This window comes from Enterococcus hulanensis (assembly GCF_005405485.1).
GTDB classification, from domain to species: Bacteria; Bacillota; Bacilli; order Lactobacillales; family Enterococcaceae; genus Enterococcus_A; species Enterococcus_A hulanensis.
Genome location: NZ_BJED01000021.1, coordinates 65948 through 82996, shown reverse-complemented (window position 1 = coordinate 82996; position 17049 = coordinate 65948). Strand labels below are relative to the sequence as shown.

The 17049-nt window shown below is 43.0% G+C and carries 13 protein-coding genes and 1 other annotated feature; of the genes, 10 read left to right on the top strand and 3 right to left on the bottom strand.

The window, feature by feature from the left end:
• The first annotated feature begins 206 nt into the window (after window positions 1-206).
• From FFR60_RS19360 to FFR60_RS19350, 3 genes are all read left to right on the top strand, one after another.
• Window positions 207-593, top strand: coding sequence for a hypothetical protein (locus tag FFR60_RS19360; RefSeq protein ID WP_137665416.1), 387 nt, complete (start codon window positions 207-209; stop codon window positions 591-593).
• 39 nt (window positions 594-632) lie between these two features.
• Window positions 633-1166 (top strand): DUF2922 family protein, encoded by a 534-nt coding sequence (locus FFR60_RS19355; RefSeq protein ID WP_137665415.1) that lies wholly within the window; start codon window positions 633-635, stop codon window positions 1164-1166.
• A gap of 93 nt (window positions 1167-1259) precedes the next feature.
• Window positions 1260-2222 carry a D-2-hydroxyacid dehydrogenase gene (locus tag FFR60_RS19350; protein ID WP_137665414.1) on the top strand — a complete coding sequence of 321 codons (963 nt, stop codon included), beginning with the start codon at window positions 1260-1262 and terminating at the stop codon, window positions 2220-2222.
• Between the two features lie 101 nt (window positions 2223-2323).
• On the opposite strand, the gene FFR60_RS19345 is transcribed toward FFR60_RS19350, so the two are convergent.
• A complete protein-coding gene (locus tag FFR60_RS19345) occupies window positions 2324-3259 on the bottom strand; it encodes an aldo/keto reductase (protein WP_137665413.1) in 936 nt (311 codons plus the stop codon).
• A gap of 170 nt (window positions 3260-3429) precedes the next feature.
• Window positions 3430-3638, top strand: a binding site (T-box leader).
• Between the two features lie 236 nt (window positions 3639-3874).
• Here FFR60_RS19345 and hisS point away from each other — a divergent pair.
• From hisS to FFR60_RS19320, 5 genes are all read left to right on the top strand, one after another.
• A complete protein-coding gene (gene hisS, locus FFR60_RS19340; RefSeq protein WP_137665412.1) occupies window positions 3875-5173 on the top strand; it encodes a histidine--tRNA ligase in 1299 nt (432 codons plus the stop codon).
• A 57-nt stretch (window positions 5174-5230) separates the two neighbouring features.
• A complete protein-coding gene (aspS, locus tag FFR60_RS19335; RefSeq protein ID WP_137665411.1) occupies window positions 5231-7003 on the top strand; it encodes an aspartate--tRNA ligase in 1773 nt (590 codons plus the stop codon).
• A 217-nt stretch (window positions 7004-7220) separates the two neighbouring features.
• Entirely contained in the window at window positions 7221-8099 is an 879-nt protein-coding gene (locus FFR60_RS19330; protein WP_137665419.1) for a YitT family protein, read from the top strand.
• Between the two features lie 193 nt (window positions 8100-8292).
• Window positions 8293-9609, top strand: coding sequence for an MFS transporter (locus tag FFR60_RS19325; protein WP_137665410.1), 1317 nt, complete (start codon window positions 8293-8295; stop codon window positions 9607-9609).
• Window positions 9610-9637: 28 nt separating this feature from the next.
• The gene (locus FFR60_RS19320; protein WP_137665409.1) at window positions 9638-11659 is read left to right on the top strand and encodes a CocE/NonD family hydrolase; all 2022 of its coding nucleotides are present in this window, start codon (window positions 9638-9640) and stop codon (window positions 11657-11659) included.
• A gap of 65 nt (window positions 11660-11724) precedes the next feature.
• Here the strand turns inward: FFR60_RS19320 and FFR60_RS19315 are convergent, their stop codons facing one another.
• Window positions 11725-12444: a LytR/AlgR family response regulator transcription factor gene (locus FFR60_RS19315; RefSeq protein ID WP_137665408.1), complete on the bottom strand. Its 720-nt coding sequence runs from the start codon at window positions 12442-12444 to the stop codon at window positions 11725-11727.
• Between the two features lie 3 nt (window positions 12445-12447).
• The gene (locus FFR60_RS19310; protein WP_137665407.1) at window positions 12448-13626 is read right to left on the bottom strand and encodes a GHKL domain-containing protein; all 1179 of its coding nucleotides are present in this window, start codon (window positions 13624-13626) and stop codon (window positions 12448-12450) included.
• Window positions 13627-14041: 415 nt separating this feature from the next.
• Between FFR60_RS19310 and FFR60_RS19305 the strand changes: the two genes are divergently transcribed.
• On the top strand, window positions 14042-14962 hold the full coding sequence (locus FFR60_RS19305; protein WP_137665406.1) for a serine hydrolase: 921 nt from the start codon (window positions 14042-14044) through the stop codon (window positions 14960-14962).
• 187 nt (window positions 14963-15149) lie between these two features.
• A complete protein-coding gene (locus FFR60_RS19300) occupies window positions 15150-17030 on the top strand; it encodes an acyltransferase family protein (protein ID WP_137665405.1) in 1881 nt (626 codons plus the stop codon).
• Window positions 17031-17049 lie beyond the last annotated feature (19 nt).

Here is a 17049-nt window from a genome sequence, read left to right as displayed (position 1 = left end):
GTCTTGAGGCGTAGTCATAGCAACAAGGGGTTTCACCCGCAGAGCAAACCACCCGTTTTCACGGGTGGTTCTGATTGAGGAGTGATTATTACTGGATTGTTCATTTGTGAATTGTGGATTTGGGGCAAAAGGGCTATTGACGCTGATTTCAAAAAGGAATATTCTGCATGAGAAAACGGTTACGAAAAGTGAAAGGAGCAAAGGAAATGAACGAAAAACCATTATTTACCTATCAGCAGATCTTCAGTCTAAAGCGCAAAACCTTAGAAAAAAGACTGATGAACTATTATCAAGAAACCCATGATGAGGAGTCGGTCCTAAAATATTTGATCGCCCTTCAAGTAAGGGAAGAATTAGGGACAGCGGATTTCAGCTTTATGCTAGAGAAATTAGTGAGGCAATTACTGATGAAGACCAAATCGACCCGAGCAGTACGACGTTACTATATCTATTTCAAAAATTATTTCTCAGATAAAGAGTGGCGGGCGATAACCATCAGATTGTTTTCATTGCAGGATTTAGTCGAAGAAAAGGTAGAGAAGCTGCGTTCGCTGTTCAGAAAATTCTCAGGCAATCTTTTAGCACCTTCATGAGCAAAATAAACAAAAAAGAGAGGAAAGGGGGGAAAGAGAATGTTCAGTTTATCAGCGGTATATGAAAATAGTGTCGGCAAGCGGCATCGTTGGACGATGAAAGGTGTTGATCCGAATAAATCGGCGGAAGAGATTCGGACAACGTTGGAAAAATTAACCATCGTAAACAAGTTTGATCGCAATGGCGTGAATCTGTTTCAGAAGGTCATTACCGCAAAGTTTGTTGAAACGATCGAAACGCCAGTCTTTGATACGCGAGATGAGGCCGCGATCGAGGCGGACGAAGTGCTTGAACCAGAGGAAGAAGTAGAGCTTGCGGATTTAAAGGAAATGGCGAATTTCTTCGGCTTTGATGAGCAGGAGGCGGAAAGCTTGTCTCATGAGGGGCTCCAGAAGCAAATCAATGAACAAATGCCGCCAAACTTTGTGTTTGAAGGCTTCGTAACAGAGGATGACGAGGATCTGCCTTTGGAAGAAGAAATCAAGGTGATTCCGCCAACGTCAGGAAAAAGACAGAAAAAGCTCACCAAAAAAGAAAAACGGCTGCTTAAACAATTTAAAAACCGTCGCTAAAAGGTCCAGTGATTTTTCAAGCTGAGGATGAGTCCGTCTTTTCATTTTCGTCAATTCTAGGTAGAATGGGGAAAATGACTACGGAGGGATCACATGAAAATTGTTGTACTAGACGGACACGCCTTGAATCCAGGCGATTTGAGCTGGCAGGGGTTTGAAGCATACGGAGAAGTCGTGGTTTACGATCGGACTTCTTATACAAATAAACAGGAAATTATTGAACGGATCGGCAGCGCAGAAGCGATTTTAACCAACAAGACACCGATCGATGAAGAGGTGTTAGCCGCCGTTCCTCAATTAAAATATATTGGTGTCGTTGCGACGGGATATAATGTCGTGGATATCGCCGCCGCCAGAAAGCGCGGGATACCGGTGACGAATATTCTAGCCTACGGAACAGATGCCGTGGCGCAATCGACCTTTGCCTTACTATTAGAGATCGCAAACCAAGTAGGCGTGCACAATCAGTCTGTGCATCAAGGAGACTGGCAGAATAGTATTGATTTCACCTATTGGAAAACACCACTCATGGAGCTGCGAGGGAAGACGATCGGTCTGATCGGATATGGTGAAATCGCACAGGCGACAGCGACTATCGCTCACGCCTTCAATATGCAGGTAATTTATTGGAATCATCGAGCAAAAAAAGCCCAGGCAGAATGGGCGCAGCAGGTTTCCTTAGAAGAATTGTATCATCAGTCAGATGTGATCAGTCTGCATGTTCCTCAAACCGCGGAGACGGAACAGATGATCAATCAAGAAGCGATCCAACAGATGAAGGATGGCGTAATTTTGCTGAATACGGCGCGTGGCGGGCTACTGGATGAAGCAGCGGTGGCCGAAGCGCTGAATGCAGGGAAAATCTACGCAGCCGGTGTCGATGTCGTCTCGAAGGAACCGATGGCAACAGACAATCCATTGTTAAAGGCAAAAAATTGCTTTATCACACCTCATATTGCTTGGGCGCCTGTTGAGACGCGTGAACGGTTGATGGGGATCGCTGTCGATAATTTTGCGGCTTTTATTCACGGTACCGAAAAAAATGTCGTAAATTAGAAAGGCTTCGTGAAGCTGGACACCGTTAAAGCTGTTGATTCAATGTTTTTTCTTTCTTTACAGTTAAATAAGACCCTGAAAGCATCAGGGTCCCAATTCTACTATTTAAATAATTGGTCGATCTTGTCAAAGTCGTCAGCAGATAAGTGAATATCAACGGCTTTGGCGTTCGCTTCGACTTGGTCTGGACGTTTCGCACCGGGGATGACTACGTCGATTTGCGGATGCTTCATGTACCATGCCAAGACTAATTGTGTGACAGTGACATCGTAATCTTTTGCGATCGGTTTTAATTGATCGACTTTTTTGATGATCTCTGTAAAACGTTCGCCTTTGAAGTCAGGATTTTTACTGCGCAAATCGCTGTCTTCGAAATGGGCTTCTTTGTCATACTTTCCTGTCAGCAGGCCAGAGTCTAGTGGATAATAAGGGACAAAGCTGATGTTATTTGCCTTTAGATAAGGGAACAGCTCTTTTTCGTGTTCTCGGTGGATCAAGCTGAAGCGTTCTTCAACGATGTCGACATAGCCGTCTTGGTTGGCTTCCTTTAATTGATCCAAAGAGAAGTTTGAAACACCGATCGCCCGAATCTTTCCTTCTTCTTTCAGCTGATGCAGCGCTGCGACTGCTTCATTTTTCGGCGTTGTTTCATCTGGGAAATGGATATAGAAAATATCGATATAATCTGTTTGCAGTCTTTGCAAAGCAGCTTCTACCGCGTTGCGGAGAAATTCTGGCGAGTTGTTGAATTTGCCGTCCTGCTGCATATCATGAGCCGCTTTGGTCGCTACGATCACTCGTGAGCGGTCAAATTCCGGTTCCTGTAAAACTTCACCGATCAATTCCTCTGAACGGCCGCGACCATAAGAAAAGGCCGTATCCAGCAGTGTGATGCCGTTGTTGATGGCAGTGCGCACCACTTCTTTTCCAATATCATCGGTCAAATTAGGGTAAAGATTGTGACCGCCGACAGCGTTGGTTCCTAACCCTAAGGCACTCGCATAGACTTGTGATTTTCCAATTCGTACATCAGTCATATAATTTTCGCTCCTTGCTTTTTTCGCTTCATTAAAGAAACGCTCATTCTTTTTCAAGTTTAAAATAAATCGTGAAAAAAAGCGACTATTCTTTTCTCTATTTATAGCTGGGAAATCACTTGACTTTCGGGGCTTTTTTTAGTAGCTTAGGAAGAGATAAAAACATCAATGAAATATCTGTGAAGGAACCAGTAAATTACGAAAAAACGTACAGAAAAAATTGCCTTGGCTGAAAGCAATTTCGTGAAAAGTAATTGAAAGACAGTCTGGAGATGAGCGCGTGCAAAGCCGCTCCGTTACGCAAGCGTTAATTGCTAGAGAAAAAAGAGACAACTCTTTTTAAAAAATAGGTGGTACCGCGACAATTTTCGCCCTTGTTCAGTAGAACAAGGGCTTTTTGCGAGTTCTGCTTTTCGCAGAGGCTAAGATTTGAGGCAGTAGTAAGAGGTTTAAGCACTATAATGAACAAGCTGTATAGCAGAATCGTATGCGTGATGAGGATAAAACTAACTTTTTCGGTCTTTGAAAAAGTTAATACCACAAATCGAATTAGCTGCGACGTTCCATCATCAAAATAAATACATTAATACATTAATATGAAAAAGGAGATCAACCATGAGTTATCAGCGACCAAAAGGGACCAATGATATTTTACCGGGAGAAAGCGAAAAGTGGCAGTTTATTGAGGAAACTGCTCGTTTGGTTTTCAATGATTATCAATACCAAGAGATTCGCACACCGATTTTTGAACATTACGAAGTGATTGCCCGCAGTGTGGGTGATACAACGGATATCGTTTCAAAGGAAATGTACGATTTTCATGATAAAGGCGATCGTCATGTGACCCTTCGTCCAGAAGGAACGGCGCCGATCGTTCGGGCGTATGTTGAAAATAAATTATTCGGACCTGAATTCAAGAAGCCTTACAAAGTTTATTATACTGGACCGATGTTCCGTTATGAGCGTCCGCAAAAGGGGCGCTTGCGTCAATTCCACCAAATCGGTGTGGAGGCTTTCGGCAGTGAAAATCCAAGTTTAGATGTGGAAATCATGGCGATGGCGATGGATTTCTTTAAGCAATTAGGGATCAGTCAATTGCGTTTAGTCATCAATACGTTGGGAGACAAGGAAACGCGGACGAATTATCGCGAAGCGTTGATTAAGTACCTTGAAGCTCACGAAGAAGAATTAAGCGAGGACTCACGTCGTCGTTTACACGAAAATCCATTGCGTGTATTAGATAGTAAGGATCGCAAGGATCAACCAATCGTGGCAGACGCGCCAAGTATTTTGGATTACTTGAGTGATTATGCGAAGGAATATTTTGAAGGTGTGACCAAAACTTTGGAATACCTGAATATTTCTTATGAGATCGATCATCGCATGGTTCGCGGCTTGGATTATTACAATCACACGATCTTTGAAATCATGAGCGACGCTCCGGGCATGGGCGCGCAAACAACGATCTGCGGCGGCGGACGTTATGATGGCTTGGTCGAAGAGCTTGGCGGACCCGAAACACCGGGGATTGGCTTTGCGATGGGGATCGAACGGATTTTATTAACGTTAGAACAAGAAGACGTGATGATTCCAAGTGCCGCAAGTCTAGAAGCGTATGTTGTAGGACTTGGTGCGGAAACGAATATGGAAACCTTGAAGGTCGTGCAAGCGATTCGCGGCTTTGGATTTTCTGCCGATCGGGACTTTATGGGCCGAAAAGCCAAAGCGCAATTCAAAACGGCCGATAAAGAAGGCGCAAAACTGGTGCTGACTTTAGGGGAAGACGAGTTAGCCAAAGGCGTGATCAACGTAAAAGATTCAGCGACGCGAGAAGAAAAAGCTTTCCCACTAGCGGATTTATATGAAGACTTTGCTGCGATCTATGATGAAATGGCAATGCCGAAGCTTGATTAAACGAAATAAATCTTACTTATAATAGTAGATTACTTAAATAAATGGAGGAATGAAAAAATGGCTAGACGTACAGTCTATTGCGGACGAGTGTCCGAGGAGTATTTGGATCAGAAGGTAACATTAAACGGGTGGGTACAAAAACGTCGTGATTTAGGTGGCTTGATCTTTATCGATTTGCGTGACCGTGAAGGTGTTGTGCAAGTGGTTTTCAATCCAGAAGAATCAAAAACGGCTTGGGAAGTTGCGGATCAATGCCGCAGCGAATATGTCGTTGAAATTACGGGGACAGTGATCCGTCGCGATCCCGGTGCCGTAAATAAAAAAATGTCGACTGGTGATTTTGAGGTCAAAGGTGAAGAAATCACTATTTTAAATAGTGCGAAAACACCGCCATTTTCAATTGAAGATGATCAAAATATCAGCGATGAAGTGCGCTTGAAATATCGTTATATGGATTTGCGTCGTCCAAAAATGACACAAAACTTGATGATGCGTCATCGCTTGACGCAATCTGTTCGTCGTTTCTTAGATAATAATGATTTCTTAGATATCGAGACACCTTACTTGGCGAAATCTACGCCAGAAGGAGCTCGTGATTATTTGGTACCATCGCGTGTGCATGCGGGACATTTCTACGCATTACCGCAATCACCACAAATTTTGAAGCAATTATTGATGACTGCTGGTTTTGACCGTTACTATCAAATCGTGCGTTGTTTCCGTGACGAAGATTTGCGTGGCGACCGTCAACCGGAATTTACTCAAATCGATATTGAAACCAGCTTCTTAACGGCTGAAGAAATTCAAGAATACACCGAAGCAATGATCGCGCAAGTCATGAAGGACGTTCGCGGTGTGGAAGTTACCTTGCCATTCCCACGAATTACTTGGGATGAAGCGATGGAACGCTACGGTTCAGACAAACCGGATACACGTTTTGATATGGAATTGATCGATGTGACGGATATCGCCTCTGCGACAGATTTCAAAGTCTTCCGGATGGCTTCTGACAACGGCGGCGTCGTGAAAGCCTTGAACGCAAAAGGCGCGGCTGACAAATATTCACGTAAAGAATTGGATCGCTTAGGTCAATTCGTAGGACAATTTGGTGCGAAGGGCTTGGCTTGGATCAAGGTTGACGAAAACGGGGAATTAACTGGACCGATCGCGAAATTCATGGGCGGCGTCAGCGACGACTTGAAGAAAGCAACCAACGCCGAAGCAGGCGACGTGCTAATGTTCGCGGCAGATCAATTCTTAACTGCGGTAACGGCATTAGGTGCGGTTCGTTCGAAGGTTGGTAAAGAGCTTGGTTTGATCGACGAAGATCGCTTTGATTACCTATGGGTCGTTGATTGGCCGCAATTTGAATTTGATCAAGAGTTGGGCCGTTATGTCTCTGCTCACCATCCATTTACGATGCCGATGGAAAAAGACATTCCAAACTTAAAGGATCATCCAGAAAAAGTTTACGCGCAAGCTTACGATATCGTCTTGAACGGCTACGAATTAGGCGGCGGCTCATTGCGTATCAGCACGCGCGAATTGCAAGAACAAGTCTTTGAAACATTAGGCTTCACAAGAGAAAGTGCCAATGAACAATTCGGCTTCTTATTGGAAGCATTGGACTATGGTTTCCCTCCAATCGGCGGGATCGCGCTTGGCTTGGACCGCTTTGCGATGTTATTAGCTAGTGAAGACAACATTCGTGAAGTCATCGCCTTTCCTAAGAACGGGAAAGCAGCAGATCCAATGTCTGATGCACCAAGTACCGTATCACCATTGCAGCTTTATGAGTTGAGCATTGATGTGACGAAGATCGAGGAATAATTAGAAAAGATTCCACGAACTCGTTCAACTTTTGCTGAAAAAGCTAGTTCGTGAATCTGGACATGGATTCTAATATGAAAAAGTTCGCTAGCTGATTTTTTTCACAACTCTAAGAATATACTAAGAGAAGTGCCCGCCTTTATGGCAGGTGCTTTCTTTTTTTCATGAAAATACGTATAATGTGAGTGAAATTTTGAAATGAGGCGGACAAAACATGATGAAAAAGAAGATAGAGGAGTGGCCCCATCACGACTATGCCACCCGATTATCTGTCGCAGTAGTTTATGCATTTTTAGCGGCGATAGCCGTAAACTTTTTTTACCAGCCAGGACACATTTATTCCAGTGGAGCCACCGGTTTTGCGCAAATCTTAACAACCTTGTCGCATCGGGTAGTCGGCTTTACCGTACCTGTATCGATCACTTTATTTTTGATCAACGTGCCTTTGTTTTTCTTGGCGTGGTTCAAGATTGGTCATAAGTTTACGATTTTTACTTTCATCACCGTTTTCTTAACATCTTTCTTTATCCATATCATTCCTCAGACGACCTTGACGAAGGACCCGATCATCTGTGCGATCTTCGGCGGAGCAATCATGGGTGTCGGCATCGGCTTTGCCTTGAAGAATGGGTTGTCATCCGGCGGGCTGGATATTTTAAGTATCACGATCCGCAAGCGGACCGGCACATCGGTTGGATCGATCTCGATTGTCTTTAACGTGCTGATTATGCTGATGGCAGGGATTTTATTTAGCTGGCAGTACATGTTTTATTCTGCCTTGGCGATCTTCATGAGCGGAAAATTAACCGACGCGCTGTATACCAAGCAGCGGAAGATGCAGGTCATGATCGTGACCAAGTGTCCTGAGCGGGTAATCAACGCCATTCAAGATCAAATGCGCCGCGGGATTACCATCATCAACGAAGCAGAAGGTGCTTATAAGCATGACAAACAGACCGTTCTATTCACTGTGGTGACACGCTTTGAGCTGCCATTATTAGAATCGATCATGCGGGAAAACGATCCCGATGCGTTTGTCAGTATTTCAGAAAATGTCCGGATCATGGGACGATTTTACGAAGAATCGATGGATTAACGAGTTGAGGCGAAAGCCTCGACTCTTTTTTTTATGAAACGGCTTATTTTCAGATTGTCATGAAAACGCCATCATGGTACGATTTTATTAAGAAAAAATAAGTTGTCGGAAGAAAGTCAATTGTTCATGCGTATATTTATTGTGAAGAGGGCTGAGAGGATTTAAAACAGGATGATTATGGAGGGGGCAAATTATGGATTCAAATGAAGTGAAACAGGGGCTGCGCAAGAATTTCTTTACGGTTGTGTTGTTGGCGATAGCGGGTTCGATCATTTACGGACTGGCTTATTTTCGGAATTATTATTATGACGCATATGTGGCGACCTATCATTTGACGAACACGCAAATGGGGTCACTTGGGAGTGCTTATGGTTTTATGGGACTGGTCTCGTATTTGATCGGCGGCGTTTTGGCAGACCGTTTTCCGGCGAAAAAATTGATGGTGGGTTCATTGATCGCGACCGGCTTAGGCGGTTTTTTGCATCTGTTCTTTACGAGCTATGCTGCGCTGTTTTTGATCTATGCGTTATGGGGAGTGACATCGTTATTGACCTTCTGGCCTGCCTTGCTGAAAATCGTGCGGATGCAAGCCAATGAAGATGAACAAAGTCGAGCTTACGGCATATTCGAGGGGACGCGGGGAATCACCAACGTCATCCATATGGCGGTAGCTACGGCTATTTTTGGTTTCTTCCAAAAGCAATTGACCGAAGCGATGGGGCTGCGCTGGATCATTATCTTCTATTCTGTTATCCCGATCTTATGCGGGTTGGCGTTCCTGTTTCTAGTTAAGGAGCCTGCGCCGATGAAAGAAGCGGGTGCAGGGGAGAAGCTGAAAATGAAGGACATTATCGATGTGTTAAAAATGCCGGCGATTTGGCTGATTATCGGGATGATGTTCACCAGTTATACCTTTAATATGTCGATTTATTATTTTACACCGTATGCGTCGAATATCATTGGCACCTCGGCGGTATTTGCGGCGATCGTCAGTATGCTGGCGCAATATTGCCGGCTTGTCGCTGCACCGGTCGGCGGTTTTTTAGCAGATAAGATCAGCAAGTCGACGATTATGATGTGCGGTTTTATCGTAATGGCCTTAGGTACACTGCTGATGATCTCCGTTTCAGGAATGAGCGGACAAATCCAAGTGATCCTGTTGATTGTTGCCGCAAGTCTGGTTTACTTGGCAATGTTTTCTAATTATGGCTTGTTCTTTTCATTTATGTCAGAGGGGAAGATTCCTTTGCGGCTGTCAGGTATCGCGATTGGCTTGGCCAGTACGCTTGGGTATCTGCCAGAGGTGATCGCACCTTTAGTCGCCGGCAATGTGCTGGATCGCTATGAGGGGAATTCTGGTTATTTCATCTATTTCACCTTGATGGTCGTCATGGCAGTAGTGGGGGCGATTTTATGTGTGATTTGGCATCGGACCTACGGGAAAGCGTATAAAGCAGAAATAAAATTAAAGGAAGCCGCACAGGCACAAGAAGCAGCAGTCAAAGAATAGACAATAAAAGATATGGGAGGATAACGTTTTGAAAAAAATCATCACAGAATTTCCTTATGAAGTAAAAATTATTGAGAATGACTGGTTCACATTATCGGATGGGACGAGGCTTTCGTACCGCTTGTGGCTTCCAGAATCCGAGGAGCCGTTACCGACGATTTTGGAATATCTGCCTTATCGGAAACGCGATGGGACGCGAGGACGAGATAATCCGATGCACGGCTATTTCTCAGGCCACGGCTACAATGTGATTCGAGTAGATATTCGCGGGACTGGAGAATCGGACGGACTGCTGGAAGACGAATATTTAAAGCAAGAACAAGATGACGCCTTGGAGGTTATTGATTGGATCAGTAAACAGCCATGGTGTGATGGACAGGTCGCGATGATGGGGAAATCATGGGGCGGCTTTAACTCACTGCAAATCGCCGCAAGAAGACCGCCCGCTTTAAAAGCAGTCATGGTTGTAGGCTATACCGATGATCGCTATAACAATGACATTCATTACAAAGGCGGGCTGGTCTTAAATGATAATTTCTGGTGGGGCGCGATCATGCTGGGCTATCAATCGCGGGCGATCGATCCAGAGATTGTCGGGGACCGTTGGCGTGAGATGTGGCTGGAGCGTTTAAAAAATATGCCGCTTTGGATGGGCAACTGGTTAGAACACCAAACCCGGGATGAATATTGGCAGCACGGCTCCGTTTGTGAAGATTACAGTGCGATCGAGGTGCCGATTTTTGCAGTCGATGGGTACGCGGATTCTTATACCAATACGGTGCTGAGTCTGCTGGAAAATGTGGATGTTCCGAAAAAAGGCATCTTGGGCCCTTGGGCGCATGTTTATGCCCATGATGGCATACCGGAACCTGCGATCAATTTCTTAGGAGAAGGCGTACGCTGGTGGGATCATTGGTTGAAGGGGAAAGACAATGGTGTCTTAGACGGTCCGATGGTTCAGGCGTGGATCGAAAACAGCATGGCACCTTCTACCAATCGACCAGTCAGTGATGGCCGCTGGGTAGCGATCGAAGACTGGCCGTCAAAAGCAGTCTCGCCAAAAGAGTACCAATTGACTTATGGCCGATTAGTTGAAGAACGCGAGGCACAAGAAGAAAAGGTTCTTCTCCATACACCGCTGGCTCATACCTTGCTGGCGAATGAATGGATGGGGGCAGGCGTTCCCGGCGAATCACCGGGAGATCAGCGTATCGATAATGGTTTGTCCATGACCTTTGATTCTGAAATATTATCCGAAGATCTGGAAATCTTTGGTTATCCGCGAATTGATTTAAAATTAGCCAGTGACAAACCAAACGCGATGCTTTATGCATCTCTATGCGATATTGCGCCAGATGGTTCCTCTGAACGGGTTTCCTATGGTGTCATGAATTTAACCCATTTACAAGGCCATGACAAAGTGGTTCCACTGACTCCGGGAGAAGAAGTTTCCGCGTTCGTTGGATTGGATTGCTGCGGACATCGCTTCAAAGCAGGTCATCGGATTCGTCTATCCTTGGCGAATAATGCGTGGCCGATGTTCTGGCCGATGCCTGAGGACTATTCATTGACGCTGAATTTGAAAGAAGCAGTCTTCACATTGCCGATCTTTAGCGGCGAAGACACAGAAGGTCCAGCAGAGATGCCGGAATCAGCTGCATTGACTCCGACCACCATTCTGTCAGAAGGAAAAGTCGAGCGCGAAATTACCTATGACTTAGTAAATGACGCATGGACCTGTATGACCAACGGAATCGGCGGTGTATTCGGCGAAGGTATTTACCGCTTTGATGAGATCGATATGACCATTGAGCACAACCTGAAACGCGAATTGACCGTATCAAACCGTGATCCGTTGTCCGCCCATTACTTGATCACACAAAATATGCGGATCGGTCGGGAAGGCTGGTGGACCAATGCCGATATCTGGACAACGCAGGATTCCGACAAAGATTATTTCTATTTAAAAGGCCAGATGGATGTCTCTGAAAATGAAGAGCACCTCTATACGAAGACCTGGGAAAAGAAAATCCCTCGGAATGGAATGTAGCAAGAAATAAAAAACGTGTCGAGAAAATTTCTCGGCACGCTTTTTTGCGAAATGGAAGGTGAATATCAGCGAAGCTTGCTTATCGCTCTCACTGACACGAGACAGGTATCACCATTGCTTAGCCTAACCAGCCTATTCTTCAAATCAACACTCTCGATTTTTTGCTTGTTTATCACAAACGATTTATGACAGCGGATAAAGCGCGGATCGATTTTTTCTAAGTCTTTTATTTGATAGTAAAACTCTGTCATACTATTTTCCGTGTGCAGAATGATTTTATGCGGTGTGTCGGAGGTTTCAAAATAAACAATGTCGGCATAATGAAAGCTTCGTCTTCTTGAGCCGACCTTTACAGTAAAAATATCCTCTTGCAGATTTTCGTGACTTTGCCGTTCGTTTGCAATTTTAAGACAAGCCTTTAGATCATGACTCATTTTGATAGGATCGTCTTTTATAATGTAATCAATTGCTTCTACTTTATATTTAAACGTAAGGTGAGCCATTTCCTCATGTGTGGTTACAAAAATGATGGTTCCAGAAACGTCGTATTGTCGAATTTTGGCCGCAAGTTCGATCCCGTCTATGTCCGTATTCAAATCGACATCTAAAATGTATACCCCGATAAAATTCTTCTTATCTTGGATTTCATTCAGCAGTTCATATGGATCTACTGTTGATAATTCAAGCGTCATATCATACTCTTCAATCATAATTGTTGATCTTACAATAGCGCTAAGGTCAGCTAATTGCTTCTCATCATCTTCACATATATACACATTTAACATCTATTATCCCTCCTTCGAGATGGTCAAGACTTGAGTGAATTGGTCATTTTTATAGGTGGTCTCCAAATAAACGCCATTTAATTGATCAACGATTTCTGAAAGGATCGCCAAGCCAAAGCCTCGGTTATCGCCTTTAGTCGAAATACCTTCCTTTTTTAATTTGCTTAATGGAAATGCTATTTCCTTACAGGTGTTCGAGATCACGATGACGATATCCTCTTCAAAGTTCATGAAAGCAACATCCAGTCTGCCAGAACCAAGCACCATTAACTCCTCAATGGCATTATCCAGAATGATTCCAACCGCACGTACTAAAAGGACCGTGTCTCGATTCATGAAATTAATCGACTCTTTGATCTCAATATTTACATCAAAGTTATCTTTAGGTAAGGCTAACAGCTTCATCATTAGAATTCCTTTGATGTCCAAATTTACAATATTTTGCAGCTGGGGCAATTGCGTACCCATATTTAAAGCTGAAGAAACCTCATTTGATTTAAGGCGGGTAAAATAATCGGTTAACCCATCGTAATCTCGTTCTAAAATATACGATTCCAATGAAAGAAGCAGATTTTTGTAATCATGTTGAGCTTTTCGCAGCTCCTTATAGCGTTCTTCGATTTCTTGTGTATATAAAAGCGTGGCTTCATAAGTCTTATTCCGGATTTCAATTTTATGTTTTTCCTCTAAGAAGAAGAGGTACTGTTTTGAAATGAAGAACAGCATAAAGAAAACCACCAAAATGGCAGCAATGATACTCATTTTTTCAATTGATAGGGAAAGTTCGCCATAAAATAGGTAGCTGTTCATGATTACAAGAATGGAGAATGTCAGCATAATTATTGAAGTGATTTGCTGCTTTCGATTCGCTGCTCTTTTGAACCAAGAAAATAGAAAACGAGCGGGAAAATAAATCAATGCAAGAGCAAGGCAAAATAGGGATAGATGCAGAAATAAAATTTTTATATGATTTCCTTCAAAAGGATTAATAAGCAATGAATTGATGATCGAAGATAAAAAATAATTTGTGATAAAGACCGCACTTGAAGTAAAGATTGCTTCTTCAATATTTCGCCTTTTTTGTGCGAGATAAATAAGCAGGAGTAAAAAGCTTGATAAGTAAAAAAGAGTACTGATTGCGACAAAAATTCGATATCCGCAAACGGCGTCAAGTTTAGCCATTAACCAGGCATAAGGAAATACGAAGAAAGATATTAGCACTATTTTTGAAGGAAACAGTTTCGTAAATAGCAGGAAGAAAAATATTGTTAGCAGTAATTCTGATATCTCGATGAAATGAATAATCAATAGATCGCGCCTCCAATCAACTTAGATCAATCAATAAAATAAGTATACTTGAGGATTCAAGTATAGAAGTACAAAGTCAAAAGTATTTACCAAAAATGAAGCTATCATTTACCATCTCTTAATTGTTTGAATGGGAATAAAAAGTTGAAACGGTTTTGATAGAAAATTATCCGATTATGCTCATTCAGCACCATAAAATTAAAAAGCATTTTATAGTTACTGTAGAAAAAAGGTAGGCAGATTGATTTGCTGATAATTTAAACAAGGAACGAAAGATAGGTGAGACAGTATGAGAAGAAAGATGTTTTCACGAATTGGATTTATTTTACTTTGTGTAATTCTCTTCATCGCGATAAATTCGTTAATCATTAACGGCGAAGGCAAGAGGGTGCTGCACAATTTAACTACTCCTACTATAAACGCGTCGTCTGCGATTGCGATTGATAGTAGCAACATGCAGGTTATCTACGAAAAAGACTCAAAAACCCCCAAATCAATCGCTTCACTTTCAAAAGTATTGTTAGTCTACGTTGTTTTCGATCAACTTAAAAATGGTGATCTATCCTTGGATGATTCCTTTTATTTATCAGACTATGGAATGGAAATAGGATTAAATCCGTCTTTATCCAATGTTCCGCTGAGCGCTTCACAAGATTATACGGTAAAAGAGCTGGTAGACGGAGTGCTTATTGCTTCAGCGAATAATTGTGCGATCACATTGGCCGAAGGAATAGCGGGAAGCGAGAATCAATTTATTGAATTGATAAAGGTGTATCTTGAGGAATGGGGAATTGAGGAATATCAGCTAACAAGCGTTACTGGGCTCGACCCGGATGATATGTCTAGTAAGGAGCTTGATAAAAATGAGTATAACCAATTTTCTGCATACGATATGGCGATGATCTCAGCCAAGCTGGTAAATGATTTCCCGGAAGTTTTAGATATAACAAAGCAAGAGGGCGTTTCTTTTTCAGACGTCTATATAGAAAATTACAATCAACTACTTCCAAATAAAAAATATGCGTATAAAGGTGTCGATGGGCTGAAAACAGGAACGACTGAGTCGGCAGGAGCTTGTTTGATTAGTACTTGTGTCCAGAATGAAAAAAGAATCGTAACAGTTGTTTTAGGGGCGCAGTCGGATAAAAAAAGATATACAGATACGACTAAACTATTGGATTATTCCTTTTCGCGGATTAATCGCGAGTGATAAAAAACGTGTCGAGAAATTTTTCTCGGCACGTTTTTTTGCGCTAAAGAACTTTTTCATTAAAATAAAGGAAAATAAAAACTTAAATCTTTAGGAAATACTTTTTTTATTGAGAAAATGTTGCAGTTTGTCGGATTTATACGTATAGTTATCTTGATATTGTATAGTAAAGTTGGAATGTAAACTTATGGGAAAAAGACTAAAGCATAGCCGCTATATTACTGGGTTTGACGGGATTCGGACCTTAGCAGTAATCGGCGTAATTTTATATCATTTGATGCCTGGGCAGATGCGAGGCGGATATTTAGGGGTTCCTGTTTTTTTTGTGGTCTCAGGTTATTTGATCACTGATTTATTGATACAGGAATGGAGGCAGACGGGTCGGATCGATATCAAGCAGTTTTATTATCGACGGATGAAACGTTTGTATCCGGCATTGGTCGCGATGCTGGTCGGTGCCTCAGCGTACATAACATTGTTTCAACGAAATCTTTTGAATAATTTGCGCGGCAACGTCATCAGCAGTTTGTTTTACGTGAACAACTGGTGGCAGATCAATCACGGGATGTCGTACTTCGATCGTTTTTCTGGCGAATCGCCGTTTACGCACATTTGGTCGCTGGCCGTGGAGACTCAGAATTACATTCTGTGGCCGATCATTTTCGTTCTATTGATGAAGCTGTTGAAAAACAAAGGCAAAGTATTTCTCGGAATTGTTGGCGCGGCGTTCTTCTCCGCTATTTTGATGGCGGTATTATTTGTGCCGGGGCAAGATCCGACGCGAGTTTATTATGGAACGGACACACGCTTATTTTCAATTCTATTAGGGGGCGCTTTGGCCTTTATCTGGCCGAGCACGCGTTTGAAAGCGAAGATTCCGCCACAGGCCAAGCGAATCTTGAACGGGATTGGATTAGGATCGCTGCTGCTACTTGTTTTAGCGTTCTTATTCTTGCGGGACGATTTGTCATTCGTTTATTACGGCGGGATGTTCTTGGTGAGTCTGCTGAGTGTGATTTTGGTAGCTATCACGGCGCATCCGGGAGCCAGCTGGAACCGTTGGCTGACTAATCCAGTCTTTACATGGATCGGAAAACGCAGCTATGGGATTTATTTATACCAGTTTCCTGTGATGATTTTTTATGAGGCGAAGGTAAATGTAGCGAATCATACCTTTCTGCATACGATCATGGAAGTGATCTTGATCCTTTTTGTTACAGAATTATCTTATCGTTATATAGAAAATCCGTTGCGCTCGTTCAATTATCGTAAGACCTTTGCGACGCTTAAGCAATCCTTTTCGGCACCAATCAAAAGCCGCAGAAAAATCGGCTTTATCTTTTCCAGCCTGATTACTTTGATCGCGGTTGTTGGTGTGATCATCGCTCCGACAAACAGAGTGGACGCGAACCAACAAGCCTTGCAAAAACAAATCGAGCAAAATAAACAAGCGTCGAAAAAAACAGAAGAGCAGCCGCCAGAAAATGACTCCAGCGGCACAGATCAATCGGGAGAAGCTAACAGCAGCTCCGAGGAGCCTGAGAGCCTGGCGGACAAATATGATCTGACCAATCGTGACATTACCAAGGCTAAAAATTTGAAGGTGACGGCGTTTGGTGATTCTGTTTTACTTGCTGGTTCAAAAGGGCTGACGGAAATTTTTCCTAAGATGGTCGTTGATGGGGAGGTCGGTCGGCAATTGAAGGATGGACCGGCATTGCTGCAAACGCTGAAAGATAAAGGCGAGCTGCACGATACGATCCTCCTGAGTTTAGGGACCAACGGAGCCTTTAGTAAAGACGACTTTGCTCAAGTCATGAATGTCTTGGGTGATAAGCATCAGGTCTTTATCATCAATACACATGTGCCGACACGTCGTTGGCAAAATGATGTGAATGCCACCTTAGAAGCAGCTTCGAAGGAATACAAGAATGTTCATCTGATTGACTGGTATGGTTTCAGTAATGAACATCCAGATTGGTTCTATGACGATCAAGTCCATCCAAACGATGTCGGCTCGATCCATTACTGCCATCTGATCGCCAAAGAAATCTTAAAAGGTGCATAATAAAAACGTTTTGTGAGGA

Bases quoted from the DNA above. Each gene is read 5' to 3' on its own strand.
- FFR60_RS19350 (WP_137665414.1), top strand. From the start codon at position 1,260: ATGAAAATTGTTGTACTAGACGGACACGCCTTGAATCCAGGCGATTTG.
- FFR60_RS19325 (WP_137665410.1), top strand. From the start codon at position 8,293: ATGGATTCAAATGAAGTGAAACAGGGGCTGCGCAAGAATTTCTTTACG.
- FFR60_RS19355 (WP_137665415.1), top strand. From the start codon at position 633: ATGTTCAGTTTATCAGCGGTATATGAAAATAGTGTCGGCAAGCGGCAT.
- FFR60_RS19330 (WP_137665419.1), top strand. From the start codon at position 7,221: ATGAAAAAGAAGATAGAGGAGTGGCCCCATCACGACTATGCCACCCGA.
- FFR60_RS19300 (WP_137665405.1), top strand. From the start codon at position 15,150: ATGGGAAAAAGACTAAAGCATAGCCGCTATATTACTGGGTTTGACGGG.
- FFR60_RS19310 (WP_137665407.1), bottom strand. From the start codon at position 13,626: ATGGCTAAACTTGACGCCGTTTGCGGATATCGAATTTTTGTCGCAATC.
- FFR60_RS19360 (WP_137665416.1), top strand. From the start codon at position 207: ATGAACGAAAAACCATTATTTACCTATCAGCAGATCTTCAGTCTAAAG.
- FFR60_RS19345 (WP_137665413.1), bottom strand. From the start codon at position 3,259: ATGACTGATGTACGAATTGGAAAATCACAAGTCTATGCGAGTGCCTTA.
- hisS (WP_137665412.1), top strand. From the start codon at position 3,875: ATGAGTTATCAGCGACCAAAAGGGACCAATGATATTTTACCGGGAGAA.
- aspS (WP_137665411.1), top strand. From the start codon at position 5,231: ATGGCTAGACGTACAGTCTATTGCGGACGAGTGTCCGAGGAGTATTTG.
- FFR60_RS19315 (WP_137665408.1), bottom strand. From the start codon at position 12,444: ATGTTAAATGTGTATATATGTGAAGATGATGAGAAGCAATTAGCTGAC.
- FFR60_RS19305 (WP_137665406.1), top strand. From the start codon at position 14,042: ATGAGAAGAAAGATGTTTTCACGAATTGGATTTATTTTACTTTGTGTA.